Source organism: Mesorhizobium sp. Primo-A (assembly GCF_003997175.1).
Lineage (GTDB): Bacteria > Pseudomonadota > Alphaproteobacteria > Rhizobiales > Rhizobiaceae > Mesorhizobium > Mesorhizobium ciceri.
On the sequence record NZ_RZTG01000008.1, the window covers coordinates 47,951 to 71,120 of the forward strand.

Below are 23,170 nucleotides of genomic sequence, written 5' to 3' on the forward strand. Positions count from 1 at the left end.
AGCATGAAATTCGGGAATCTGGCCCTTTCACCACGGCAGGCCGTCGACGACATCGCGCTCTGCCTGGTCTTCTTCACCAGGCTGCCGCTGCCCGTCTTCGATTTTCGCGGCCGCAGCCTTGCCGCGGCGATCTGGGCCGCCCCCATCGCCGGTCTCGTCGTCGGCCTGATCGGCGCCATCGTTTTTGCCACGGCGGAACGGTTCGGCCTTGCCATGGGGCCGGCGGCCGCACTTGCCCTTATGGCAACCCTGCTCACCACCGGCTGCCTGCATGAGGACGGCCTGTCCGACGTCGCCGACGGTTTTGGCGGCGGCAAATCGCGCGGCCGCAAACTTGAGATCATGCGCGACAGCCGCATCGGCGCCTATGGTGCGGCGGCGCTGGCTCTGTCGCTGCTGGTCCGCTGGAGCGCGCTGTCGGAGTTCGTCGATCCCACACAGGCCCTGTTTGCCCTCCTGGCCGCACACGCGGCCTCGCGCGGCCTGCTTGGCGCCTTCATGCATCTCTTGCCTCCAGCGCGCGTCGACGGCCTCTCGGTCGACGCCGGCACCGTCTCGCAGGAAACCGCCATAGCCGGCGCCTTGCTCGGCGCGATCCCGCTTCTCTTGCTCGGGCTGGGCGGCGCCGTCTTCGCGCTGATCCTGCTTGGCCTGCTGTTTGCCGCATTCCGCGCCCTTTGCTTCAACCAGATCGAGGGCCAGACCGGCGACACGATCGGCGCCTTGCAGCAGGCAAGCGAGATCGCGGTGCTGCTCGTCGCTTCCGTAGCGCTTTCCTGATCCCTTTGGCCTGATTCTCGCGGCCTGATTCCTTTTCGGAGACTTTGCCCCCATGCCCTTCAAATCCCTTAGTGAATTGCGCGCCGCCTGCCTCGACCTGCCGGCTGGCAGCGATGCCGCGGCCAATGCGGTCGCCCGCCGCCAGGACACGCTGACCAAGCCGCAAGGCAGCCTCGGCCGGCTCGAGACCATCGCCGCGTGGCTGGCGCGCTGGCAGGGCCGCGACATGCCGAAACTCGACCGCGTCAAGGTTTTCGTCTTCGCCGGCAACCACGGCGTCACCGCGCAAGGTGTGTCGGCCTATCCCTCGGAAGTCACCGTGCAGATGGTGGCGAATTTCGCTGGCGGCGGTGCCGCCATCAACCAGCTTGCCCGCATGGCCGGCGCCGAACTCGACGTCATCCCGCTCGATCTCGACCATCCGACCGGCGACTTCACCCAAGGTCCGGCAATGGACGAAGCGGCCTTTCTGGCGGCGGTCTCGGCCGGCTATGATGCGGTGACGAAGGATCTGGACCTTATCTGCTTCGGCGAAATGGGTATCGGCAACACCACGCCGGCAGCGGCCGTTTCAGCAGCCCTGTTCGGCGGCGGCGCGGAAAAGTGGACAGGGCGCGGCACCGGCGTCGATGACGCCGGCTTGAAGCGCAAGGTGGTCGCCATCGAAGCCGGCCTGAAGCGCCATGCCGCAGCCCTCGCCGACCCGCTTGCTATCGCTGCCGTGCTCGGCGGACGCGAACTGGCCGCCATCTTCGGCGCCACGCTCGCCGCCCGACATCTCGGCATACCCGTGCTGCTCGACGGCTTCGTCTGCACCGCCGCCGCAGCCCCGCTGTCGAAGCTGCACCCGACCGGCCTCGCCCACACCATCGCAGCCCATGTCTCCGCTGAGTCAGGCCATCGCGGCCTGCTCGAAGCGCTCGGCCTGCCGCCGCTGCTCGACCTCGGCATGCGGCTCGGCGAAGGCTCCGGCGCCTGCCTCGCCGTCAACATCGTCCGCTCGGCGCTGGAGTGCCATGCCCGCATGGCGAGTTTTGCCGAGGCTGGCGTTTCGGAGAAGTAATTATTCATTCCCCGTATCGGCCGACAAAGATGCCGTTGTCACGACAAAGGAGGCATCTTACCGTAACGGCGATTCTCAAATAGATTTTTGTGGATGAAGAAATTTCATCCTGCCGCAGCTGCGGTGTTATCGCCGGGGCGGTCGCTGTTGTGTTCCGTCACAGCAGCTATTCAAGTCATGGCCCGATCGACACCGGCATTTTCGTTGTCTTCCTGGTCTTCTTCTGGTGGCCCATCAGCGATTTCTCCGGGGGAAAAGACGGAATTGGCGCCAGCGATGCTGCAGCCGGGGAAAAGAGCCTTGCTTTTCGATTCGGCCGGTTTCTGAGCCGCATTTTTCAACTCGGCTAAATCGCCACAAGATCCGGATAGCGCGTTTGAAGAATCACGGTCGGACAGCCTTGCCCGAGATGCGCCAAACGCGTCTCGCTTTCAGGGTCTTTCCACCAACTCTTCTAGGAATTTGGTGGGTGCGCACAGGATTGAACTGTGGACCCGCTGATTAAGAGTCAGCTGCTCTACCAACTGAGCTACGCACCCACTCGGCCGGCAAAAACCGGCGTTGGCGGGCATATAGCCGCCACCATCGGTCCTGTCCAGCCCTGCCGGAATCATTTCCCGACAAATCGACCGAGCATGCGTTCGATCAAACGAACAGCTTGCCCTCCGCCACCTTGATTGCGTTGCCGCCGATGCGCGCCGAGGCCAGTTTTCCGCCTTGCACGGTCAGTTCGAGGCGGATGCGCGATGGCCGGCCCATCTCCAGCCCCTGCTCGATCCACAGCTGTGAAATGCCATCGGTCGGCGCGTCGAAATGCATGATGGCGCCGGCAAAGGCGGCTGCCGCCGAGCCGGTCGCCGGATCCTCATAGGAAGGCGTGCCAGGCACGATCATGCGCACATGGAAGGCGCTTTCGTGGTTCACCGTCTCGCGGCAGTAGACATAGGGGCTGGCGAAGGCCCATTCGCTCTTGCGCGGCGCCAGTTCCGACCAGGCCTGGTTGTCCAGCCGGATGCGACCCGCCGCCTCGAGATTGGCAACCGGGATGGTGACATAGGGCACGCCCGCCGACCAGAACGCGACGCGGTGATTCTCGAAGCCGATCTCATGCGGCGTCAACCCAAGCGCGGCACCGATCGCCTCCGGATCGGCATCGAGCTTCAGCGGCTCCGGCAGCTTGGCCAGGTCGAACTCGGCAAAAGTGTTGCCGTCATGCTTGCTGACGGCGCACCGCACCGGACCGATGTTTTCCTCCAGCACGAAGATGCCGGCGCCGCCCTCTTCCGCCAGTTCGGCCAGCGCGATCGCGGCGCCGACCGTCGGATGGCCGGCGAACGGCATTTCATAGTCGGGCGTGAAGATGCGGATGCGGTTTTTGTGCTTGGGATTGGCCGGCGGCAGGACGAACACCGATTCGGACAGGTTGAATTCGCGCGCGATGGCCTGCATCGCGGCCGTGTCCAATCCCTTGCTGTCGAGCACGACGGCCAAAGGATTGCCGGCCAGTCGCTCGGTCGTAAACACATCGTAAAGCAAGTAATTCCGGGTTTTCATTCCTGCCTCAATCCCAACATGGGCGAAATTTAATTTGATATTTGAACCGGTAAGCCTGATCTGTGCACAGATAGGGACATTGCGCATTATAGGGGTCCAGCGTGGACCAGATTGTCAATCTGCCAAAGACGGAATCGGATTCCGCCATCGAGACGGCGCTTGGGCTCGACCAGACAGGCCGGCGCAGATCGCGCCGTCGTGGGTGGCTCTATGCGTTGCTGGCGCTGATCGTGCTCGCCGCCGCGCTTGGCCTCTATCAATGGTATGCGGGCTCGCCGGCCAGGATTGACTACACCACAGTGCCTGCCGCCAAGGCCGACCTCACCGTCGCGGTGTCGGCGACCGGCACGTTGCAGCCACTCACCCAGGTCGATATTTCAAGCGAACTGTCCGGCATCATCCGCTCGGTCTCGGCCGAGGAGAACCAGCAGGTCAAGAAGGGTGACGTGCTGGCGACACTCGACACGGTGAAACTCGAAGTCCAGATCGAGCGCGCCGAAGCTTCGGCCAAGGCCGCCGCCGCCAATGTCGAGGACGCCACGGTTACGCTGGCCGAAAACGAGAAGGCGCTGGTGCGCGCCGCCGAACTGACCAGGCGCGGCATGGCGACCGACCAGTCGCTTGAAGCGGCAACCGCCACGCGCGACCGTTCCAAGGCAGCTCTCGACAGTGCGCAGGCCAACCTCGCCATCGCCCAGGCCGACCTCAAGGCGCAGCAGACCGACCTTGCCAAGAGCACAATCTATGCGCCGATCGACGGCATCGTTTTGACGCGCTCGGTCGATCCCGGCCAGACGGTCGCCTCCTCGCTGCAGGCGCCGGTGCTGTTCATCATCGCCGCCGATCTCAGGAACATGGAACTGGTGGCGGCGGTCGACGAGGCCGACATCGGTGCGGTCAAATCCGGCCAGCATGCCCGCTTCACCGTCGATGCCTTCCCCGAGCGGCCGTTCGATGCCGAGATCCGCGACATCTCCTATGCCTCGGTCACCACCGACGGCGTCGTCACCTACAATGCGCGGCTCGAGGTCGACAACAACGAGCTGCTGCTGCGGCCCGGCATGACCGCCACCGTTTCGGTCGTCACCAAGCAGGCCAAGGACGTGCTCACCGTGCCGGCCACCGCCTTCCGCTTTCGCCCGGTCCAGCAGGCCGCACGCGGCTGGAGCCTCAGCGACCTGTTCACCGGCCGCATGGGCCGCCCCGGCGGCAACCGCCAGCGCCAGGCCGCCACAGTGCCCACCGACGGCTCGCGCACGCTCTATGTGCTGGAGAACGGGCGTCCGCACCCGGTCAACGTCAAGATCGGCTCGACCGACGGCGAACTGACCGAGATCATTTCTGGCCTCGACGAAGGCGCACAGGTCATCACCGCGTCGCAGCAGCGGAGCTGATACCGTGGCTGCCGGTGCTGCCCTCATCACCTTCGACAAGGTCTGGAAGAGCTATGGCCAGGGCGAGGCCAAGGTGCATGCGCTGGCCGGCGTCGATCTTGCCATCCGGCGTGGCGAATTCGTCGCCATCATGGGGCCGTCCGGCTCCGGCAAGTCGACGGCGATGAACATCATCGGCTGCCTCGACACGCCGACGGCCGGAACCTATTCCTTCATGAGCATCGACGCCGGCCGCCTCGACCGCACCCGCCGCGCCATGCTGCGCAACCTCTATGTCGGCTTCGTCTTCCAGGGTTACAATCTGCTGGCCCGCACCACGGCGGCCGAAAATGTCGAACTGCCGCTGATCTATCGCGGCGTGGCCGCCCGCGAGCGCCGCGACCTTGCCATGCAGGCCCTGGCGGAGGTCGGCCTTGTCGGCCGCGAGCACCACACGCCGGCCGAACTGTCCGGCGGCCAGCAGCAGCGCGTGGCGATCGCGCGCGCCATCGTCACGCGCCCGACGCTGCTCGTCGCCGACGAGCCGACCGGCAACCTCGACACCGCCCGCACGCACGAGATCATGGAGTTGCTGACGCGGCTCAACAAGGAGCTTGGCCTGACCATCGCCATGGTCACCCACGAGGCCGACGTCGCCGACTATGCCGAACGCACCATCCGCTTCCTCGACGGCCACGTCGCCTCCGATTCCAGGAAGCTGGAGATCGCACAACCATGATCTGGGAAACCGTCCGCCTGTCGCTGCGCTCGATCCGCCGCAACGTGCTGCGCTCGTTCCTGACCTTGCTCGGCATCGTCATCGGCGTTGCCGCCGTCATTGCCATGCTCACCATCGGGTCGGGCACCACGCAGAAGGTCAAGGCCGACATCTCCAAGCTCGGCAGCAATCTGCTGGTCGTCCGCTCCGGTCGCCCGGCCGGTCCCGGTGGCCCGGGCGGGCTCGACCAGGTGGTGCGTCCGCTGGCCGAAAAGGAGCTGGCGGCGCTGGTTGCGCATCTGACTGGCGCCCGCGCCATTTCGCCGGCTTCGCAAAAGCAGGTCCGGGTCATCTTCGGCACCGAGAGCCTGACCTCGGGCGTCACCGGCACCGACAGCGCCTATCTCGATGCGCGCGACTGGAAACTGGTGTCGGGCCGCCCGTTCAGCGATTCCGAAACCCGCTCGGGCACAGGCGTGTGCCTGATCGGCGAGACGGTGCGCCAACAATTCTTCGGCGCTGGCGATCCCGAGGGCGAGATCATCCGCGTCAACCGCACCTCCTGCAAGATCATCGGCCTGCTCGAGCCCAAGGGCTATACCGGCTTCGGTCAGGATCAGGACAATGTCGTGCTGATGCCGCTGCACGCCTACCAGCGCCGCATCGCCGGCAACCGCGACATCGACAACATCTACATCGCCGCCGATGACCGCACGCCGACCAGCGAGTTGCAGCCGCGCGTCGAGGACATTCTGCGCGACGCCAGACGCATCACGCCCGATCGTGAAAGCGATTTCGCCATCCGCGACATGACCCAGATCGCCGACGCCATGGCCAGCGCCACCACCACCATGACCGGCATGCTGGGCGCCGTCGCCGGCGTCAGCCTGCTGGTCGGCGGCATCGGCATCATGAACATCATGCTGGTGTCGGTCACCGAACGCACCCGCGAGATCGGCATCAGGCTCGCCATCGGCGCGCATGAAAAGCACATCCTCATCCAGTTCCTGGTCGAGGCGACGGTGCTGTCGCTGCTCGGCGGCATTATCGGCATCCTGATCGGGCTGGCGCTGGCCGGCCTCGCCGCGGTGACGCTGACCATCCCGTTTGCGCCGAGCCCGGCGGTGATCCTGCTCGCCGTCGGCTTTTCCGCCCTGATCGGCATGGTGTTCGGCTTCTTCCCGGCGCTGCGCGGCGCCAGGCTCGACCCGATCGACGCACTTAGGCACGAATAGGGCAACCGGCCGAAACGCGGCCGGCGCTCAGACCGGTTTTGCACAGCCTTAGACGTTTCCACCCTACCCGCCACTGTCGCCGCGCCGTTCATGATGCTAGGGCAATTCACGCTTGGGTGGAGGAATAGCCAATGAGCAAGAAGGCACGACTGATCCTGACGATGGTCGTCATCGAGGCCTTCCTTGCAGGCATCTGGTGGTATCTCGCCCGCTTCGGCATGGCCAATCCCGATCGCGTCACAGCCGATTTTCAGGCAGTCGTCGGCCAGACCATGGGAATGGCGATGGGCGGTTTGCTCGGCATCGGCTTCATCCTGTTCCTCGTCGCCGCCCGCAACGATCGCAACGCGGCACAGAACAAGACGCGCCCTTAACTCCCGTTTGCGAAATGCCACTCGATCAGCGGCTTCATGTGCGGTGACAGGCCGACCGGCAGGTCGGCGGCATGGCGGATGATCACTGGCCCGTCGATCTCCGGCTCGGTTTCGGTGGCGACGAAGGCTGAGATGCGCTGGGCGATCTCGTCGGCGGGCGCCGCCGCGTGGTAGCGGCGGAAGATCACCGTGCCGCTGTTGGTCGACATGGCGTGGTAGCGTTTGCCGCGTTCCGCGGCTGACAGGTCAAGACCGGTTTCCTCGCGCACTTCGCGGATCATGTTGAAATCGACATCGACCAGGCCATCGCGAAAATCGACCGGCTCGAATGAGCCGGCGGCAAAATAGACGCGGCCGGCGTTGACCGTGTGCGGACCCATGCGGATCGCCACCAGCGCATTGTCGGCAGCCACCAGCATGGCATGGGCATAGGCATGCTCGGCGCCCGAATTCTCGCGCCGCTTCCGCCACAGCATGAAAGTCGAATAGTTGACCGCATGGCAGCGGCCGGCGAGACGGTTGTCGCGGTAGGCAAGCTGCGACAGCAGCACCACCATGCCGTCGAACAGCGCCGGATTGGCAGCGATTTCGTGCTGCCAGTTCTCGGCGATCGCCTCTGCATTGTCCCTTGCGAACGGGTGCGGACCGGGATCGAGCCGGACGTCGATGGCGTCGACCGGCAGGATGACGTTGCGTGGCAGGTCGAAACTCATGCGTCAGGTCATGTCCAGCGTGATCGCCACCGGGCAATGGTCCGACGCCTTCGGCCGGTCCCAGCCGGCACGCGGAAAGCGGTCGACCTCCTGCCCCGGCGGAAAAATGGTGCGCCAGGGCTGGCCGTTGCGGATGATGTCGGGAACAGCCGTCGCGTTGCTGGCGGCGAGCCCCTTCGACAGCAGGATGTAGTCGAGCTGGCACAGATGCCGCTCTTCCGGTCCGCGCGTGTGGTAGAAACTCCAGCGGTTCATCTCCGGCCGCCGCTCGACGACGTTTTCGCAGAAGCCGCCGGCCGTCAGCACGTTGATGCAGGACAGGGCTTCGTCGACCACCTCGAAGCGATAGCCGTCGATCGCATCGCCGGCCACCTTCACACGCTGGCGGTAATCGTTCATGTCGCCGCAGATTGCCCAGCGTTTGTCGGCGGCATAGTCCTTGCCGAAGCGCTCCTCGATGATGCGCCGCACGGCCTGCGCCTCCGCGATGCGCACCGGCATCGTCGCCTCGCGCCCGTCGAGCCCGTTGCGCGGCGAACCCATCGACTTGAAATGCACGAGATAGAGCGTCAGCGGCACGCCGCCCACGGTGACGTCGATCTCCAGGCAGTCGCGCCGGAAAATGCGCTCATTGGCCTGATTGCCCAGTGCCTCGAGTTCCGGCGTGTGCAGCCCGAACTGCTCGTAGGTGACATAGGCGTGGCTGGTCATGCGCACGAATTCGATCGGCTGGCCCTGGGCGGTCTCATTGCGCATCATCACGGCAACGTCGATGCCGCGTGAATCATTGCCCGATGTGGTGTATTTCTGCCGGTAGCCCTGCCCCACCATCTTGAACAGATAGCCATATTCGAAGGCCTTCAGCGCCTCGATGTTGTCGACCTCCTGCATGCAGATGATGTCGGCCCGGGTGGCAGCGATTGCCAGCGCCGTCAGCTGGCGCGTGTCGTCGGATTGGGCGATGGCGCGGGCCTGCTCCAGCATCCTGTATTCCGCCTCGCTCTGGATATCGAACAGCGCCAGCGTTCGATCCTCGTTGAGCTGGTTGCGATAGCCGGAATAATCGAACCTGTTCATCAGGTTCTCGACATTGAAGGTGGCAAGGCGCAGCGACATGCCATGACCTTTGCCCGCAAGTGCTTCGGAAAACAAGCGCGCAGGATCACCATCTGAGATCGATTGGTCTTGGGCGCGTTCGCGTCATGGTTGACGGAACCTTTCCGTTCATCCGCCGTTCAGATGCAAACATCCATTGTTGCCCCATTCCTCGGGTGGGCGTGGGGCCTGTAACTCTTGGAGAGTGCAATGAATTCGCTCTTTTCTTCCACGGTCAAATCGGGGCTGCTAGCCCTGGGTATCCTCTCCGGCGTCACGGCACCGTCCGCCGCCGGCCCGATCATGCAACCGGACCTGTCGATTCCCACCAGCACCGCGGCGCCGAATGTCACGCCGGTCCGCGACAGCTGGGCGGGCGGCAACAACAACCGTCAGTTCAACAACGACAATTGGAGATGGCGCCGGTCGGGCAATTGGGACGGCGGCCGTCGGCACTGGCACGGCGGCGGCGGTCACTGGAATGGTGGAGACAACTGGCGTTGGCGCCATGGTCGCCATCACTATCGCGGCGGCCGTTACTACGATGATGGCGCGAGTGCCGCGATCCTGGGCCTTGGCCTGGGGCTTGGCCTCGGCAGCATGTACAACAACTACGACTACTATGACCGGCCGGCGCCGCGCCGCTACTACCGCGCGGGACGGCTTTCGAGCGCCCATGTCCAATGGTGCTACAACCGCTACCGGTCGTACCGGGCCTACGACAACACGTTCCAGCCCTACAACGGCCCGCGCCAGCAGTGCTACTCACCCTATTGATGGGCTGGCCCTGTAGCTGAGCTGACCGACAGAATGAAAAAACGGCGCCACGTGGCGCCGTTTCTTGTTCATGGAAGCTGCTATTTTCGAGCGCTTGTGGATTTCGCTCAGTTCTTCGCCTTGTCGACCAGCTTGTTTTTGGAAATCCACGGCATCATCGCGCGCAGCTTGGCGCCGACTTCCTCGATCTGGTGGCTGTCATTGTTGCGGCGGATGCCCTTGAAGCGGGACATGCCGGCGCGGTACTCCTGCATCCACTCCGAGGTGAATTTGCCGGTCTGGATGTCCTTCAGCACGCGCTTCATCTCGGCCTTGGTCTCGGCGGTGATGATGCGCGGACCCGAGACATATTCGCCCCATTCGGCGGTGTTCGAGATCGAGTAGTTCATGTTGGCGATGCCGCCTTCATAGATCAGGTCGACGATCAGCTTGACCTCGTGCAGGCACTCGAAATAGGCCATCTCAGGCGCGTAGCCGGCTTCCACCAGCGTCTCGAAACCGGCCCGGATCAGCTCGACCAGGCCGCCGCACAGCACGACCTGCTCGCCGAACAGATCGGTCTCGCATTCCTCGCGGAAATTGGTCTCGATGATACCCGAACGGCCGCCGCCGACGCCGCAGGCGTAGGACAGGGCCAGGTCGAGCGCATTGCCCGAGGCATCCTGGTTGACGGCGACCAGGCACGGCACGCCGCCGCCCTTCTGGTATTCGCCGCGCACCGTGTGGCCGGGGCCCTTCGGGGCAATCATGACGACGTCGACCGTCGACTTCGGCTCGATCAGGCCGAAATGCACGTTGAGGCCGTGCGCGAAGGCGATAGCGGCACCATCGCGGATGTTCGGGGCGATCTCGTTCTTGTAGATGTCGGCCTGCAGTTCGTCCGGCGTTGCCATCATCATCAGGTCGGCCCACTTGGCCGCGTCCGCCACGCTCATCACCTTGAGACCGTCGGCCTCGACCTTCTTGGCGGTTGCCGAGCCGGCCTTGAGGCCGATTGCGATCTCCTTGGCGCCGGAATCCTTGAGGTTGAGCGCATGCGCCCTGCCCTGGCTGCCATAGCCGATGATGGCGACCTTCTTGCCCTTGATCAGATTGAGATCGGCATCACGATCGTAATAGACGCGCATTTTGTCTTCCTTCCCGTTTATAAATCAGAGCATGATGCCGAAAAGTGTGAAGCGGTTTTCGGACGACATCATGCTCTATCTTCTTGATTTAGAGACGAATTCAGATTTCAGGTCGACTTGACCTGAAATCATCCGGCTCTAGGGCCTTGCGGCCGGTTGTTGCTCCATGAAGAGCGAGAAACTGCTGCGTCGCCCGCGCGGCATCGCCGCCGATCGCCGCCTCAGTCAATTCCAGCCGGTCGCCGAGCAGCAGACGGATCTGCACATCGCGGGCGACCAGCCCGAAAAAGGTGCGAAACGCCGTCTCGGCATCCGCGAAATCCAAAAGCCCGGTCCGTCGGCCGGCCTCGAGCACCGGCTTCAGCCGCTTGGCCAATGCGAAGCGGCCGTTCTCCAGCACCACGGCGCCGAGATTGTCCTTGCCGGAGCCCGCATGGCTGACCGCCACCCGATTGAGCGCGATCGACGTGTCGCTGGAAATCACCTTGAGCCAATCCGAGGCGAAGCGCTCGAGGCTCGCGGTCAGCGAGGCAAGATCGAGCCCCTTGCGGTCGACCGGTGCCACCCGCACTTTCGAGGCCTGCCATTGCACCGTCGCTGTCAGCAGCCCGTCGCGGTCGCCGAACCATTTGTAGAGCGTTTCCTTGGAACAGCTGGCGCGGCGCGCCACGGCGGTCATGGTCAGCTGGTCGCCCTCTTCGACCAGCAGCCGCAACGCCGCGTCGAGCACGGCCTTCTGCCGCTCTGTCAGCGCTTCGCTGGTGTCGATGTCAGGCACGATGTGCAACACGCTCTTCTCTCGAAAGGTCGGCATTCCCGATAGGCCGTACCGTACGTTACGGTTCGGCATATTGCGCGATCCGAGGCCGTGCGCAAGAGGACGAGAGCAAAATATCTGCAAAAATGGACAGGCGCTGGCGCGACAGGCTCGCTTAATCGCTGGCTGGCGGATGGCGCAACCGTCCAAGCAGTGCCGAGACCATGGTCAGCTCATCCGCCGACAGTTTGGCGCCAACCAGTTCGGCGATCGAGCGTCCGTACACAGCCCACATCTGGCGGCGTATGTCTCGCCCCTTGGCCGCGATGCGGATGGTCTGGCCACGGCCGTCATCGGCCACCGGCAGTTTCTCGACGAGCCCATCGGCCTCGAGCCGGGCCAGCAGGCGCGAAATGTTGTATTGGGCGAACAGCGTGCGCTCGATGAGCTGGAACGGCCGCAGCCCGCCCTCGCCCGCCTCGGCGAGTTCATGCAGCACGTCGTACCAGGCAAGTGGGGGCAGACCGGCGGCCTTCAACGCCTCTTCGGCGCTCTCCATCAACTGGCGCGATACGCGCATCAGGCGAGCCCAGGCCTTGATGGCTTCGGGCGAAGGCGCGGCTTTCTCGGTCATGGCGCACCTTAGACGATAGATGCAATTGCATCAAGCTTGACGATCAATGCATATGCATCTACATAGATGCAATTGCATTAATCAGGGAAAGCCAATCCGATGAAACACGAAATCTGCAAACGCGCCGACAAGCTCATTCTCGTCAGCCATCACCTCTGCCCCTATGTGCAGCGCGCCGCGATTTCGCTGGCCGAAAAGGGCGTGCCGTTCGAACGCGTCGATATCGACCTCGCCAACAAGCCGGACTGGTTCAAGGCGATCTCGCCGCTCGGCAAAGTGCCGCTGCTGCGCGTGCAGCGGAATGGCGAGGAAACGGTGATCTTCGAATCGGCCGTCATCCTGGAATTCCTCGAAGAGACGCAGGCCAATCCCCTCCACCCGGCCGATCCCTATGCCCGCGCCCGGCATCGCGCCTGGATCGAGTTCGGTTCGGCAACCCTCAATGCCATCAGCCGGTTCTATTCAACATCGACCGAGGCCGGCTTCCTTGACGAATCCAGCGCGCTGTCCGCCATGTTCGACCGTCTCGAAGCCGAGTTGGCGGACGAGCCTGGCGGCCCCTGGTTCGCCAGCAAGCACTTCTCGCTGGTCGACGCCGTTTACGGTCCGGTCTTCCGCTATCTCGATGTCTTCGACCGGATCGGTGATTTCGGCATTCTTGACCGAAAGCCCCTCGTCCGCGCATGGCGCCGGGCGTTGAGTGAACGCCCGTCGATCAGGCAAGCCGTGGCGCCGGACTACCCGCAGCGCCTGCATGCCTTCCTGCGGGCAAAGGGATCGTACCTTTCGAGCCTCATTGGCCAAAACGATCCGGCCACCGCGCTTCGACCAGTCCTATCCGCTTGAACGGATCGATTACGGTGCCGGCCACCATCGAGGCGAGAAACTGCGGCGCCGGCGGGATTTTTGCCACCGTCGCCACCAGCCTGTCGCGGATGAAGGGCAGCGCCACCGAATCCGACTGGTAGAACGGCGTGAACGCCAGCGACAGCGCCTGGAAGATGCGGACATGCCAGCGCCGCGCCCTCGCATAGGCTTCAAGTGCCGCTTCGACACTGTCCGTCCGCGCCAGCGCATGGCTGAGCGCCGCGGCGTCGAGCAGCGCCATATTGGCCCCTTGCCCGAGCTGCGGGCTGGTCGAGTGCGCCGCGTCGCCGATGATGGCCAGCCGCCGCCCAACCGGCCGCTTCATCGTGTGGTGGCCATAGCGCGCCAGCGAGAGCTGGTCGAAACTGTCGATCTGGCTGACATACGCCTCGCTCTGCGGCCACAGCCGGATCACCCTCTCCTTCCAGGCATCCAGGCCCCGGACGCGCACCTCATCGGCGTCCGACGGCTTCAGGCTCCAGAAGAAGGCCGCCATCTTTTCAGCGCCCGGCTGCGGCCGGCCGATCGGCAGCACGCCGATCATCACGCTCGCTCTGTCGTAGCGTTGCAGCAGCGCGCGCTCATCGAAACCGTCGCCGCGCCAGCCAAGCGAGGCCCAGAACGCGCCATAGGTGAGCGGTCGTGGCTCGCCTGCAGCGCTTGCGCCGCGCAGTTTCGAGCGCGAACCGCTGGCGTCGATGACGAGGTCGAACGGCCCCGCCCTTCGTCCGTTGCCGCAGATCAGCGTCGTCCGTTCGCCCGTCTCCAAGGCCTCGATCTCGACGCCGGTTTCGATGGCGATCGCTTCGCGTTGGGCGGCGCGGAAGAGCACGCCGAACAAGGCCGCCCGGTGCACCGCCAGCCCGAAGCGGCCACCGCGCTGCGCATCGTAGCGGACATCGAGCACGGTACGGCCTGTGGTGGCATCGGCGCCATGCAGGCGGTCGATGCGGCTGCCCAGCGCCAGCATGTCGTCGAGCAGGCCAAGATCGGCCAGCACCGTCAGCCCTGTCGGCTGCAGGATCAGCCCGGAGCCGACCGGCTTCGGCTCATCGAAGCGTTCAAAGACCGTGACCCGATGCCCGGCGCGCTTGAGATAGAGCGCCATGGCCAGTCCCGCCGGCCCGGCGCCTGCTATTGCGATGTCGTAGGAAATGCCAATGCCCCCAAAGCCGAACTGGCCGGGACAATCCTTCAGCAGCCCGGCGAAATCAAGCCGCACCGTGGGGCTTTAGCGGTCGTTCAAGCCTGGGCCTTGGCGGCCGTTCAAGCCTGGGACGCATCAAAATCGGCGCGCGCTGCGCGCACCGCATCATGGTTGAGTTCGGCCCACAGAATCAATTGATGAAAGGCGCCGAACATAGAGCGCCCGAGATCGGTCAGGCTGTATTCGACGCTTGGTGGTTTGGTCGGGAACACCTCACGATGCACATAGCCATCGCGCAGAAGATCGTACAGCGTCTGGGTCAGCATGCGTTGCGAAATGTCGGGCACAAGGCGCCGCAACTCACCGAAGCGATAGGGTTTTTCAGCCAGCGCCATCATCAGCAGCGATCTCCATTTGCCGCTCACCCCTTGAATGACCTCGCGAACCGGACAATTGGCAATATTGCCGCCGCCTGAGATGGCCTTATAGACCTCCAACTTCGATTTCAGATTGATGACCTTGCCGTCCATGGCTGGTTCCCTGCGTGTGCCTACCTCCCGAAAAACTGCCTTCTTTACGGCACCAGGTCAATTCCTATTTTAGTGCTGGTCTCTTTTTGAGACTGCCACTCGAACCGCCTTAGCGGCGCAATGTCAGGACCTTCCATGAGCGAAACCCTTCTCGTCACCGGCGCTTCCGGCCAGCTCGGCCACGGCGTCATCCAATATCTCCTGGACAAGCACAAAGTTCCACCGGCAAACATCATCGCCGCCACACGCAATCCGGAAAGCGTGGCCGATCTGGCGCTGCGCGGCGTCGTTGTCAGGGCCGCCGACTTCAACGACGCGGCATCGCTGGAAACCGCATTCAAAGGCGCCGACAAGGTGCTGATTATTTCGACCGGCGATCTCGATCTCAAAAGCGGCAGGCGCCTGAAGCAGCACGAAAATGCCGTCGCCGCGGCCAAAAACGCCGGCATTTCGCATCTGCTCTACACCTCGATGCCCAATCCGGAGCCGGTATCGCCGGTCCTGTTTGCCGATGACCACTACAGCACCGAGCAGGCGATCAAGGCGAGCGGCATCCCCTACACGATCTTCCGCAACGGCTGGTACCAGGAGAACCTGTTCATGGCCCTGCCGCACGCGATCGCCTCGGGAAAATGGTACACGTCGGCCGGCGACGGGCGCATTGCCCACGGTGCGCGCGACGACATGGCAGCGGCGATCGCCGCCAGCCTCGCTGGCGCTTCAAACGAAAGCAAGACCTACACCTTGACCGGTCCGCACGCCTACACCACGGCAGAGATTGCCGCCCTGGTAAGCGAGGTCACCGGCAAGTCGCTCGATGTCGTGCAGGTTCCGGATGAAGCGCTCACCGAAGGGGTAAAGGCATCCGGCGTTCCCGAGGATTTTGCTGAAGTCATCGTGTCCTTCGACGTCAACACGCGCTCCGGCCGCATCGCCATGGTGACCGACGCGATCGAGACGCTTTCCGGCCGCAAGCCAAAAACGCTGAAGCAGTTCCTCGAGGCGAACAAGGCCGCGCTGGCCGGTTGAAGCGGAGTGACATGGACTGTGCCGCAAGACACAGCTCATTCGCCAGGACATGTCGAGATTCAGGTCAGGCTGGACCGAGAATGTGGGTTCCGAGAACCGGAACGGAGCGGACACTTGGTCCGTGAGTACCGGAAGCGCAGGAACCTGCCGTTCGCAGGCCGGCCTCACCTGAATATCGGCATGTCCTAGATGGCCACCTGAGTGCCGATCTCCACCACGCGCCCGGTCGGGATTTGGAAATACTCCGTCGCGTCGGCCGCCGTGCGCGCCAGGCCGATGAACAGCCGGTCCTGCCACACCGGCATGCCGGAATTGGGCGAGGCCTTGAGCGAACGCCGCGACAGGAAGAACGAAGTCGTCATGATGTCGAATTTCCAGCCCTGCTTGCGGCAGATCGCCAGCGCGCGCGGGATGTTGGGCTGCTCCATGTAGCCGAAGGTCAGCGTTACCCGCATGAACAGCTCGTTGACCGTCTCCATTTTGACCCGGTCGCTGTCGGGCACCACCGGCTGCGGCGCGGTCACCACTGAAAGGATGACGTTCTGCTCATGCAGCACCTTGTAGTGCTTCAGGCTGTGCATCAGTGCGGTTGGCGCGCTGAGCGGATCGCTGGTCAGGAACACGGCGGTGCCTGACACCAGCTGCGGCTTCTTCTTCAACAGATTGCCGGCGAGGAAATCGAGCGGGATCTCGTTGCGGCGGGTCTTGTCGAACAGATAGCGGCTGCCGCGCACCCAGGTCCACATGGCCAGCACGATGGTGAAGGCAACGGCCAGCGATGCCCAGCCGCCCTCAAACACCTTGACGATGTTGGAGGCAAAGAAACCGACGTCGATGAAGCCGAACAGCGCCGTCAGCGAGACCGCCAGCCACAGCTTCCATTTCCAGATCCGCGTCATGACCACAAACAACAGCACCGTGGTCACCAGCATGTTGCCGGTCACCGAGATGCCGTAGGCCGATGCCAGCCTGCTGGACTCGCCGAAGCCCACCACCAGCATCATCACCACCAGCGCCAGCAGCAGGTTGACGCGCGGCATGTAGATCTGGCCGGACTGTTTCTCCGACGTATGCAGAATTTCCAGGCGCGGCAGCATGTTGAGCTGCACCGCCTGCCTGGTCAACGAGAAGGCGCCCGAGATCACCGCCTGGCTGGCGATGACCGTGGCGGCGGTCGCCAGCACGACCATCGGGATCAGCGTCCAGCCTTCATTCATTTCGAAGAACGGATGGCCGACGACGCCGTTCTTGGCCAGCACGAAAGCGCCCTGCCCGGCATAATTGAGCAGCAGGCACGGAAACACGACCCACAGCCAGGCGAGCACGATCGGCTTGCGGCCGAAATGGCCGAGATCGGCATAGAGCGCTTCCGCGCCGGTGACCGCGAGGAAGATGGCGCCGATGGTGACGAAAGCGACATCGGGCGAATTGATCAGGAAGGCGACGATGTAGTGCGGGCTGATCGCCCACAGGATTTCCGGATCGGCGATGATGTGGTTGAGGCCGGAAAGGCCGATCGCCAGGAACCACACCGCCGTCACGGGACCGAAGACCAATCCCACGCCGCCCGTGCCGAAACGTTGCACCGCGAACACTATGGCGAGAATGACCAGTGTCAGCGGCACGACATAAGGCTGGAAGGTCGGCGTGACGACGTTCATGCCTTCGACCGCCGACAGCACCGAAATCGCCGGCGTGATGACGGCGTCGCCGAAGAAAAGCGACGCCCCGACGATGCCGATGCCGAGCATCAGCGCCGAGCGCTTGGGGAAACTGCCGCGCGCCAGCGCCATCAGCGACAGCACGCCGCCCTCGCCGCGGTTGTTCGCCCGCAGCACGAACATGATGTATTTGATGGTGACGATGATGGTCAGCGACCAGATGATCAGCGACAAAACGCCGAGGATGTCACCGCGGTCGGCCACCTGTCCGCCGGAAGATGCCACCAGCGCCTCGCGAAAGGCGTAGATCGGACTGGTGCCGATATCCCCATAGACGACACCGAGCGCGCCCAGCATCAGAACCTTGGTGCTGTGCTGTTCGACTTCCGAATGGCTCGATTGTTCGACGGGTTCTGCCTCACTACCAGTATTGGTAAGGGCCATGGACGACACTCCGATAAGCGCGCGGTGCTCTACGCTTGCTGCGATGCAATATCAAGTGCCGTCGCGTAATGGCTGCCATGCCTGCCATGCGAGGCTGCCCATCGCTACCATCCGCAGGCCTTGAGGAACCGACCCACCGTACCGGCCATGCCATACTCCAACGCGTCGGCTGTCAACCCATGTCCGATCGACACTTCGGCCAATGCCGGAATGCGCTTGACCAGCGCCGGCAGGTTGCCGACCACCAGATCGTGCCCGGCATTGACCTGCAGCCCGGCGGCAAGCGCGGCGTCAGCGGTTTTTCCCAGCCTTTCCAGCTCTTTGGCGGCTTTGGCGGAATCTGTGTGATAGCTGCCATATGGACCTGTATAGAGCTCGATGCGGTCGGCGCCGGTGTCGCGCGCGGCCGCCACCCAATCGGGATCCGGATCGGAAAACAGCGACACGCGAAAGCCCCCCTTCTTCAGGCGCTTGACGATTGGTGTGAGGAACGCGGCCTGGGTTGCGAAGTTCCAGCCATGGTCCGATGTCGCCTGGGCCGGATCGTCCGGCACCAAGGTCACCTGTTCAGGCTGATGCTTTTCCACAAGCAGCAGGAAATCCTCGGTCGGATAGCCCTCGATGTTGAATTCCGCGCCCGGAAACTCGTCGTCGATCAGCGACCGGATCTCAGGCACATCGGAGAGTCTTGTGTGCCGCTCGTCGGGGCGTGGATGCACTGTCAGCCCGTGCGCTCCGGCCGCCAGCGCAATGCGGCCGAGGCCGGTGACGCTTGGCCACGGCAGGTCGCGCCGGTTGCGCAGCATGGCGATGGCATTGAGGTTGACGGAGAGCTTTGCAGGCATGCGGGTGGCCTCGGAAATCGTTAGACGCGCCCACCTATAATGCCTTTGACGGGAACAGTAATGCCTTTGGTGGGAACAGACTGGGGGTTTCGGGTGTTCCAAGCCTGATGAACCAGCGGGGAAAGGTAGCGCCGATGAATTTTCTTGATGAGGTGCCGGCAATCCGCCGTATCGAGACCAGCCGTGACGACCTTTTCGCCATCGATGTCGTCGGGCACGTTTCCGCGGCCGATGGTGAAAATCTTTTCGGATTGCTGGAGGCAGCCTACGCCCTGCATCCGCGCGTCGATGTGCTGGTGCGCCTCGTCGACCACGACGGCGTCGACTGGGCCGACATCGCTGACGAGACCCTGAAGCAGGGCGCCATTCATGCATTGGAACATGTCGACCGTTGCGCGACGATCGGCGAACCGGACTGGATAGCGGACGCACAACGCTTTCTGCCGTCCTCACCACCCATCGAAATCAGGCATTTCAGGACGGAGGACGAGGCTGCCGCCTGGCAATGGCTTGCCGCACAGCCTATCGGGGCAACAGCATCCGGCGCCCCTACCTGACGATCGTCAGCCGCTCGGCCGCCCGCGTGATGGCGGTGTAGAGCCAGCGCTGGCGGGTTTCCTTGAAGGCCCAGCTTTCATCGAACAGCACGATCTCGTTCCACTGTGAGCCCTGCGCCTTGTGCACGGTCAGCGCGTAGCCATAGTCGAAATCGTCGAAGCGCTTCTTCTGCTGCCAGGGGATATCGGCGTCCGGATCCTCGAACGCCGCCTTGAGCAGCTTGATCTTGGCGACGCCGCGATCCGGATCGTCCTCTTCCGGCGACACCAGAAGGTTGATGCCGGGCTTCACCGTCTCGCGCGACGATGTCATCACCTTCCACAGCGAGCCGTTGAGCAGGCCCTTTGCCGGATCGTTGCGCAGGCAGACGAGCTTGTCGCCGGCCTGCGGATAGTCGGCGTTGAAGCCCTTGAGCTCGCGCAGCCGCTGATTGTAGCGGCGCCGCGTGCGATTGGTGCCGACCAGCACCTGGTCCGCCTTCAGCACCAGTTCCTGGGTAACGTCTTCCTTGCCGATCACCTGCGCCGTGCCATAGTCGCCACGCATGAACTCGCGGCCCTCGCGCACATCGAGCGCCAGCCGCAGGATCGGGTTGTCGCGCGCCTGCCGGTGGATTTCGGTGAGCAGAAAATCCGGCTCGTGGTCGGTGAAGAAGCCGCCGCCCGAGATCGGCGGCAACTGGCCGGGGTCGCCAAGCACCAGGATCGGCGTGCCGAAACTCATCAGGTCGCGGCCGAGTTGCTCGTCGACCATCGAACATTCGTCGATGACGACCAGCTTGGCCCGCGAGATCGGGCTCTGCCGGTTGAGCGAAAAAGTCGGCGACATCGACGTCTTGCCGGTGATTTCGTCCGACACCGATTCCTCGCCTTTCGGCCGGTAGATCAGCGAATGGATGGTACGCGCATTGACCGCGCCCTTGGAGCGCAGCACCTGCGCGGCCTTGCCGGTGAAGGCGGCGAACTGCACCTGGCCGTCGACATGCTCGGCGAAATAGCGCGCCAGCGTCGTCTTGCCGGTGCCGGCATAGCCGAACAGCCGGAACAGCTGCGGCTGGCCGATCTTCAGCCAGCGGGCGACCGCTTGCAGCGCCTCGTCCTGTTGGGGAGAGAATTCCATCAGCGCGAGAGACCGGATTCGCAAGGGAAAGACAAGACAGCCGCCATCATCATCGATGCGCCGGGACGCTTAAGTGCCGCCGACGGGTCAGGCTATCAGGCACAGACAAGAACGTAAAGGGAACAATCGACCACGTCGGCTGGAAGCGAAATTCAGGCAATGGCCATGGCGGCCCGCGGGTCGCGGTCGTCGGGTGGTAGCGGAACGGGAGCGTATCCGGCATAGCTGACGCTCAACCGTGCCTGCCCGTTCGAACAGGACCGGAGTGCATCCTCCAGCTTGGACATATTTCTAAGCGGCACTGTCGCGTTGACGACGACGACCACGCCGCGGATTTCCCGACTCAGGATCTGGCCACGGCGGCTTTGCAGTTCGGCGATGACGTTGCCGACATGGGTTGCTGAAGTCATTACTTCGACCTTCATGATCGGCTCGAGCAACTGCACGCCGAGGCGTGGCGCGGCTTCGCGAAAGCAGGCGCGGCCGGCGATCTCGAAAGCCAGAGCCGAGGAATCGGTATCGTGAAAAGCGCCATCCATCAGCACCGCCTTGACGCCGATCATCGGGAAGCCCGCAAATGGACCTGAGGACAATATGCTGCGCAGCCCCTTTTCGACGCCCGCAATGTATTCGCCATGAAGCGCACCACCGACGATCCTGGACTCGAACACGGAGTCCGCGCTGTCCGCGTTCGGCTCGAACATGATCTTGACGCGGGCGAACTGACCGGTGCCGCCGGACTGCCTCTTGTGCGTGAAGTCCTGCTTGTGCGTACGGGTGATCGTCTCGCGATAGGCCACTTGTGGAGAACCAATATTCACATCGACCTGGGACTCGCGACGCAGGTGGTCAATGATGATGTCGAGGTGGAGTTCGTCCATGAAGGCGATAATGGTCTGGCCCGATTCCTCGTCTTGCATGACGCGGAAGAAAGCATCCTCGTCCGCCAGCTTCGCCAAGGCGATACGCAGCCGCTCCTGATCGGCCTTCGATTTCGGCTCGATCGCGATTTGCAGCAAAGGCCAGGGCGCGGCAGGCTTTTCCATCATGGGGATATGGTCGCTGGTGGCCCCAATATTTGCAACTGAGTGCAGGAGCGAAATCCGGACTGAGATAACGGAAGACTAAACTGATCTTTTTGGCCTGGCTGCTCGCAGCCTGCTGTCAGGGTCCAGGATCGTTCTCCAGCAGGATCGGCTTGCCGTGCGGGGTGGCATGTGCCGCGCGCTCCCAGGCCTCAGCCATCGCGTCGACATCGGCCTTGGCGGCCAGTCCCTTCGAGGCAAGCAGGCTTTCCAGCGCCGCCAGCCAATGTTCGTAATAATCATGGCCGTCCGCTGCGGCGCCCGGTCTTTTCACTTCGCTCGACAGCGCCTGCGCCCACTCGCTCCACGAAAACAGGCCCTTGTCGTGCAGCGCCACCGTCATGGCGAAGGCCTCGGCCTGCCACGGCTCGGCGAACACCGGCTCGTCGAAACCTGGCGGCAGTTCTTCACGCCGGCTCAAGATAGCTCTCCCAGGCGTCTATCGACACGCGTAGCGTCGGGTCGGCCCCCTCGCCCCAGATCTCCGATCCTTCGAAAACCACGGTGTAGACCCATTGCGGATTTTCGCCGTGTCCATGCGCGTTGCTGTCGGGAAAAACAAAACCGTCGTGCACCGCCTCGATCACGCCGTGCTTGCCGCGTGCGTAGCGCGGCAGCCGCGTGTGGCCGGTCGGGTTGAAGTTTTTGGTCCGCACGGCGTCGCCCGCCTTGAACCGCGCCGCTTGCGCCACCGGCCGGTCGCAAGGGCTGCCCTTGGCCAACACCGCGGGCACGTTTTCCGCCTTCAGCACCCTCTTGGGAGTCGCTGCTGGATCGACTGCCTTGCCCGCTTCGAGATCGCGCTGGCTGACGAAGCCATGGCGCTTTAACAGCACCTCCAGCGCCTTGATCCATATCTCGTAGTAGCTCGATGAATAGTAGACAGCCGGATGCAGCGATTCCCGTGCATGCCGGCTCTCGTCGATGTTCCAGGCGCCCATGGCGCCGGCAGTCAGCGTCACGCCGAGCGCCCGCCTTTCCCAGGCGGCATGGAAGTAAGGTTCGTCCTTTTCCGGCGCGACCGGGCCGAAACCCATCTGTCCGCCGAGATCCTGCGGCCCGTTCATGCCGGCTGTTCCGCCAGGCCGGTGCCGATCATCGCATCGCGGCTCACCAGCTCCGCCAGCCGCTCCTCGCTCCAGCCCTCGGTACCCTCGGGCCGCATCGGCACGACGAGATAGCGCAGCTCGGCAGTGGAATCCCAGACGCGGATTTTCTTGTCCGCCGGCAGCGTCAGCCCGAACTCTTCCAGCACGCCGCGCGGATCGATCACCGCGCGCGAACGATAGGGCGGCGCCTTGTACCAGACCGGCGGCAGGCCAAGCACCGACCACGGATAGCAGGAGCACAGTGTGCAGACGACGAGATTATGGGTATCCTGCGTGTTGAACACCGCCTGCATGTGCTCGCCCTGGCGGCCGGTATAGCTCAGCGATGCGATCGCCGCCGTCGCGTCGCGCTTCAGCCAATCGGCAAAGGCAGGATCGCTCCAGGCCTTGGCCACCACCCTGGCGCCGTTGCGCGGCCCGATCTTCGTCTCGTAGGTGTCGACGATGACGTCGATCGCGGCCGGATCGATCAGACCCTTCTGGGCGAGGATCGTCTCCAGCGCACGCACGCGGGCGGCAAACGGATCAAGTTCGTTATCGTGATGATGATCGTGGGACATGGCGACAAATTACGGT

The 23,170-nt window shown here is 63.7% G+C and carries 25 protein-coding genes, 1 tRNA gene and 1 pseudogene; 11 read left to right on the forward strand and 16 right to left on the reverse strand.

The features are described from left to right. Positions 1-3: 3 nt before the first annotated feature. The 3 genes from cobS to EOC83_RS15740 all read left to right on the forward strand — a co-directional run bounded on the left by cobS (position 4) and on the right by EOC83_RS15740 (position 2,193). On the forward strand, positions 4-780 hold the full coding sequence (gene cobS, locus EOC83_RS15730) for an adenosylcobinamide-GDP ribazoletransferase (RefSeq protein WP_063168249.1): 777 nt from the start codon (positions 4-6) through the stop codon (positions 778-780). 52 nt (positions 781-832) lie between these two features. Further along, the gene (cobT, locus tag EOC83_RS15735) at positions 833-1,843 is read left to right on the forward strand and encodes a nicotinate-nucleotide--dimethylbenzimidazole phosphoribosyltransferase (protein WP_063168250.1); all 1,011 of its coding nucleotides are present in this window, start codon (positions 833-835) and stop codon (positions 1,841-1,843) included. 89 nt (positions 1,844-1,932) lie between these two features. Beyond that, positions 1,933-2,193, forward strand: a complete 261-nt coding sequence (locus tag EOC83_RS15740) for a hypothetical protein (RefSeq protein WP_063168251.1) — start codon at positions 1,933-1,935, stop codon at positions 2,191-2,193. 113 nt (positions 2,194-2,306) lie between these two features. On the opposite strand, the gene EOC83_RS15745 is transcribed toward EOC83_RS15740, so the two are convergent. Both EOC83_RS15745 and EOC83_RS15750 read right to left on the reverse strand, forming a co-directional pair. Next, positions 2,307-2,382, reverse strand: a tRNA-Lys gene (locus EOC83_RS15745). Between the two features lie 106 nt (positions 2,383-2,488). After that, positions 2,489-3,397 (reverse strand): PhzF family phenazine biosynthesis protein, encoded by a 909-nt coding sequence (locus EOC83_RS15750; RefSeq protein ID WP_063168252.1) that lies wholly within the window; start codon positions 3,395-3,397, stop codon positions 2,489-2,491. 101 nt (positions 3,398-3,498) lie between these two features. On the opposite strand from EOC83_RS15750, the gene EOC83_RS15755 reads away from it, so the two are divergent. From EOC83_RS15755 to EOC83_RS15770, 4 genes are all read left to right on the forward strand, one after another. Continuing rightward, on the forward strand, positions 3,499-4,791 hold the full coding sequence (locus EOC83_RS15755) for an efflux RND transporter periplasmic adaptor subunit (RefSeq protein WP_063168253.1): 1,293 nt from the start codon (positions 3,499-3,501) through the stop codon (positions 4,789-4,791). A gap of 4 nt (positions 4,792-4,795) precedes the next feature. Beyond that, the gene (locus EOC83_RS15760; protein WP_127325957.1) at positions 4,796-5,509 is read left to right on the forward strand and encodes an ABC transporter ATP-binding protein; all 714 of its coding nucleotides are present in this window, start codon (positions 4,796-4,798) and stop codon (positions 5,507-5,509) included. Next, entirely contained in the window at positions 5,506-6,723 is a 1,218-nt protein-coding gene (locus EOC83_RS15765) for an ABC transporter permease (RefSeq protein WP_063168255.1), read from the forward strand. The genes EOC83_RS15760 and EOC83_RS15765 overlap by 4 nt, the downstream gene beginning before the upstream one ends. Positions 6,724-6,854: 131 nt before the next feature. Beyond that, the gene (locus EOC83_RS15770) at positions 6,855-7,097 is read left to right on the forward strand and encodes a hypothetical protein (protein ID WP_013531069.1); all 243 of its coding nucleotides are present in this window, start codon (positions 6,855-6,857) and stop codon (positions 7,095-7,097) included. On the opposite strand, the gene EOC83_RS15775 is transcribed toward EOC83_RS15770, so the two are convergent. Next, positions 7,094-7,810 carry a hypothetical protein gene (locus tag EOC83_RS15775; protein ID WP_063168256.1) on the reverse strand — a complete coding sequence of 239 codons (717 nt, stop codon included), beginning with the start codon at positions 7,808-7,810 and terminating at the stop codon, positions 7,094-7,096. The two genes, EOC83_RS15770 and EOC83_RS15775, sit on opposite strands and share 4 nt — an antisense overlap. A gap of 3 nt (positions 7,811-7,813) precedes the next feature. Further along, a complete protein-coding gene (locus EOC83_RS15780; RefSeq protein ID WP_013531067.1) occupies positions 7,814-8,926 on the reverse strand; it encodes an endonuclease/exonuclease/phosphatase family protein in 1,113 nt (370 codons plus the stop codon). A 189-nt stretch (positions 8,927-9,115) separates the two neighbouring features. On the opposite strand from EOC83_RS15780, the gene EOC83_RS15785 reads away from it, so the two are divergent. After that, positions 9,116-9,682, forward strand: coding sequence for a BA14K family protein (locus EOC83_RS15785; RefSeq protein ID WP_013531066.1), 567 nt, complete (start codon positions 9,116-9,118; stop codon positions 9,680-9,682). A gap of 107 nt (positions 9,683-9,789) precedes the next feature. On the opposite strand, the gene ilvC is transcribed toward EOC83_RS15785, so the two are convergent. From ilvC to EOC83_RS15800, 3 genes are all read right to left on the reverse strand, one after another. Beyond that, positions 9,790-10,809, reverse strand: a complete 1,020-nt coding sequence (ilvC, locus tag EOC83_RS15790) for a ketol-acid reductoisomerase (protein ID WP_013531065.1) — start codon at positions 10,807-10,809, stop codon at positions 9,790-9,792. Between the two features lie 100 nt (positions 10,810-10,909). Further along, positions 10,910-11,623, reverse strand: coding sequence for a TetR/AcrR family transcriptional regulator (locus EOC83_RS15795; protein WP_244514306.1), 714 nt, complete (start codon positions 11,621-11,623; stop codon positions 10,910-10,912). Positions 11,624-11,741: 118 nt separating this feature from the next. Next, positions 11,742-12,200 (reverse strand): MarR family transcriptional regulator, encoded by a 459-nt coding sequence (locus EOC83_RS15800; protein WP_063168257.1) that lies wholly within the window; start codon positions 12,198-12,200, stop codon positions 11,742-11,744. Between the two features lie 99 nt (positions 12,201-12,299). Here EOC83_RS15800 and EOC83_RS15805 point away from each other — a divergent pair, with 99 nt between their 5' ends. Then, complete coding sequence (locus tag EOC83_RS15805) at positions 12,300-13,046, forward strand: glutathione S-transferase family protein (RefSeq protein WP_063168258.1); 747 nt, start codon at positions 12,300-12,302, stop codon at positions 13,044-13,046. Here the strand turns inward: EOC83_RS15805 and EOC83_RS15810 are convergent. Continuing rightward, complete coding sequence (locus EOC83_RS15810; protein WP_082826476.1) at positions 12,994-14,289, reverse strand: NAD(P)/FAD-dependent oxidoreductase; 1,296 nt, start codon at positions 14,287-14,289, stop codon at positions 12,994-12,996. The genes EOC83_RS15805 and EOC83_RS15810 overlap by 53 nt on opposite strands. A 44-nt stretch (positions 14,290-14,333) precedes the next feature. After that, entirely contained in the window at positions 14,334-14,744 is a 411-nt protein-coding gene (locus tag EOC83_RS15815; RefSeq protein ID WP_063168259.1) for a helix-turn-helix domain-containing protein, read from the reverse strand. 135 nt (positions 14,745-14,879) lie between these two features. Between EOC83_RS15815 and EOC83_RS15820 the strand changes: the two genes are divergently transcribed. Next, positions 14,880-15,773 carry an SDR family oxidoreductase gene (locus EOC83_RS15820; protein WP_063168260.1) on the forward strand — a complete coding sequence of 298 codons (894 nt, stop codon included), beginning with the start codon at positions 14,880-14,882 and terminating at the stop codon, positions 15,771-15,773. 185 nt (positions 15,774-15,958) lie between these two features. Here EOC83_RS15820 and EOC83_RS15825 read toward each other — a convergent pair whose 3' ends face one another. Both EOC83_RS15825 and EOC83_RS15830 read right to left on the reverse strand, forming a co-directional pair. Next, entirely contained in the window at positions 15,959-17,878 is a 1,920-nt protein-coding gene (locus EOC83_RS15825) for a potassium transporter Kup (protein ID WP_063168261.1), read from the reverse strand. A 104-nt stretch (positions 17,879-17,982) separates the two neighbouring features. Further along, positions 17,983-18,723, reverse strand: a complete 741-nt coding sequence (locus EOC83_RS15830; RefSeq protein ID WP_063168262.1) for a pyridoxine 5'-phosphate synthase — start codon at positions 18,721-18,723, stop codon at positions 17,983-17,985. A gap of 134 nt (positions 18,724-18,857) precedes the next feature. Between EOC83_RS15830 and EOC83_RS15835 the strand changes: the two genes are divergently transcribed. Beyond that, complete coding sequence (locus tag EOC83_RS15835) at positions 18,858-19,280, forward strand: STAS/SEC14 domain-containing protein (RefSeq protein ID WP_013531056.1); 423 nt, start codon at positions 18,858-18,860, stop codon at positions 19,278-19,280. On the opposite strand, the gene EOC83_RS15840 is transcribed toward EOC83_RS15835, so the two are convergent. The 5 genes and pseudogenes from EOC83_RS15840 to nthA all read right to left on the reverse strand — a co-directional run bounded on the left by EOC83_RS15840 (position 19,273) and on the right by nthA (position 23,154). Next, complete coding sequence (locus EOC83_RS15840) at positions 19,273-20,400, reverse strand: ATP-dependent RecD-like DNA helicase (protein ID WP_063168263.1); 1,128 nt, start codon at positions 20,398-20,400, stop codon at positions 19,273-19,275. The two genes, EOC83_RS15835 and EOC83_RS15840, sit on opposite strands and share 8 nt — an antisense overlap. Before the next feature lie 152 nt (positions 20,401-20,552). Next, positions 20,553-21,449 (reverse strand): annotated as a pseudogene (gene fusA, locus EOC83_RS15845) (elongation factor G); the annotation flags it as partial. Between the two features lie 115 nt (positions 21,450-21,564). Further along, a complete protein-coding gene (locus EOC83_RS15850) occupies positions 21,565-21,906 on the reverse strand; it encodes a nitrile hydratase accessory protein (protein WP_063168265.1) in 342 nt (113 codons plus the stop codon). Further along, on the reverse strand, positions 21,893-22,552 hold the full coding sequence (gene nthB, locus EOC83_RS15855; protein ID WP_063168266.1) for a nitrile hydratase subunit beta: 660 nt from the start codon (positions 22,550-22,552) through the stop codon (positions 21,893-21,895). Before nthB ends, EOC83_RS15850 begins: the two co-directional genes overlap by 14 nt. Continuing rightward, positions 22,549-23,154: a nitrile hydratase subunit alpha gene (nthA, locus tag EOC83_RS15860; RefSeq protein ID WP_063168267.1), complete on the reverse strand. Its 606-nt coding sequence runs from the start codon at positions 23,152-23,154 to the stop codon at positions 22,549-22,551. Before nthA ends, nthB begins: the two co-directional genes overlap by 4 nt. Between the last annotated feature and the right edge of the window lie 16 nt (positions 23,155-23,170).

Bases quoted from the DNA above. Each gene is read 5' to 3' on its own strand.
- cobT (WP_063168250.1), top strand. From the start codon at position 833: ATGCCCTTCAAATCCCTTAGTGAATTGCGCGCCGCCTGCCTCGACCTG.
- EOC83_RS15775 (WP_063168256.1), bottom strand. From the start codon at position 7,810: ATGAGTTTCGACCTGCCACGCAACGTCATCCTGCCGGTCGACGCCATC.
- EOC83_RS15815 (WP_063168259.1), bottom strand. From the start codon at position 14,744: ATGGACGGCAAGGTCATCAATCTGAAATCGAAGTTGGAGGTCTATAAG.
- EOC83_RS15835 (WP_013531056.1), top strand. From the start codon at position 18,858: ATGAATTTTCTTGATGAGGTGCCGGCAATCCGCCGTATCGAGACCAGC.
- EOC83_RS15765 (WP_063168255.1), top strand. From the start codon at position 5,506: ATGATCTGGGAAACCGTCCGCCTGTCGCTGCGCTCGATCCGCCGCAAC.
- EOC83_RS15785 (WP_013531066.1), top strand. From the start codon at position 9,116: ATGAATTCGCTCTTTTCTTCCACGGTCAAATCGGGGCTGCTAGCCCTG.
- EOC83_RS15780 (WP_013531067.1), bottom strand. From the start codon at position 8,926: ATGTCGCTGCGCCTTGCCACCTTCAATGTCGAGAACCTGATGAACAGG.
- EOC83_RS15830 (WP_063168262.1), bottom strand. From the start codon at position 18,723: ATGCCTGCAAAGCTCTCCGTCAACCTCAATGCCATCGCCATGCTGCGC.
- EOC83_RS15750 (WP_063168252.1), bottom strand. From the start codon at position 3,397: ATGAAAACCCGGAATTACTTGCTTTACGATGTGTTTACGACCGAGCGA.
- cobS (WP_063168249.1), top strand. From the start codon at position 4: ATGAAATTCGGGAATCTGGCCCTTTCACCACGGCAGGCCGTCGACGAC.
- ilvC (WP_013531065.1), bottom strand. From the start codon at position 10,809: ATGCGCGTCTATTACGATCGTGATGCCGATCTCAATCTGATCAAGGGC.
- EOC83_RS15840 (WP_063168263.1), bottom strand. From the start codon at position 20,400: ATGGAATTCTCTCCCCAACAGGACGAGGCGCTGCAAGCGGTCGCCCGC.
- EOC83_RS15770 (WP_013531069.1), top strand. From the start codon at position 6,855: ATGAGCAAGAAGGCACGACTGATCCTGACGATGGTCGTCATCGAGGCC.
- nthA (WP_063168267.1), bottom strand. From the start codon at position 23,154: ATGTCCCACGATCATCATCACGATAACGAACTTGATCCGTTTGCCGCC.
- EOC83_RS15795 (WP_244514306.1), bottom strand. From the start codon at position 11,623: ATGCCGACCTTTCGAGAGAAGAGCGTGTTGCACATCGTGCCTGACATC.
- EOC83_RS15800 (WP_063168257.1), bottom strand. From the start codon at position 12,200: ATGACCGAGAAAGCCGCGCCTTCGCCCGAAGCCATCAAGGCCTGGGCT.
- EOC83_RS15820 (WP_063168260.1), top strand. From the start codon at position 14,880: ATGAGCGAAACCCTTCTCGTCACCGGCGCTTCCGGCCAGCTCGGCCAC.
- EOC83_RS15805 (WP_063168258.1), top strand. From the start codon at position 12,300: ATGAAACACGAAATCTGCAAACGCGCCGACAAGCTCATTCTCGTCAGC.
- nthB (WP_063168266.1), bottom strand. From the start codon at position 22,552: ATGAACGGGCCGCAGGATCTCGGCGGACAGATGGGTTTCGGCCCGGTC.
- EOC83_RS15825 (WP_063168261.1), bottom strand. From the start codon at position 17,878: ATGGCCCTTACCAATACTGGTAGTGAGGCAGAACCCGTCGAACAATCG.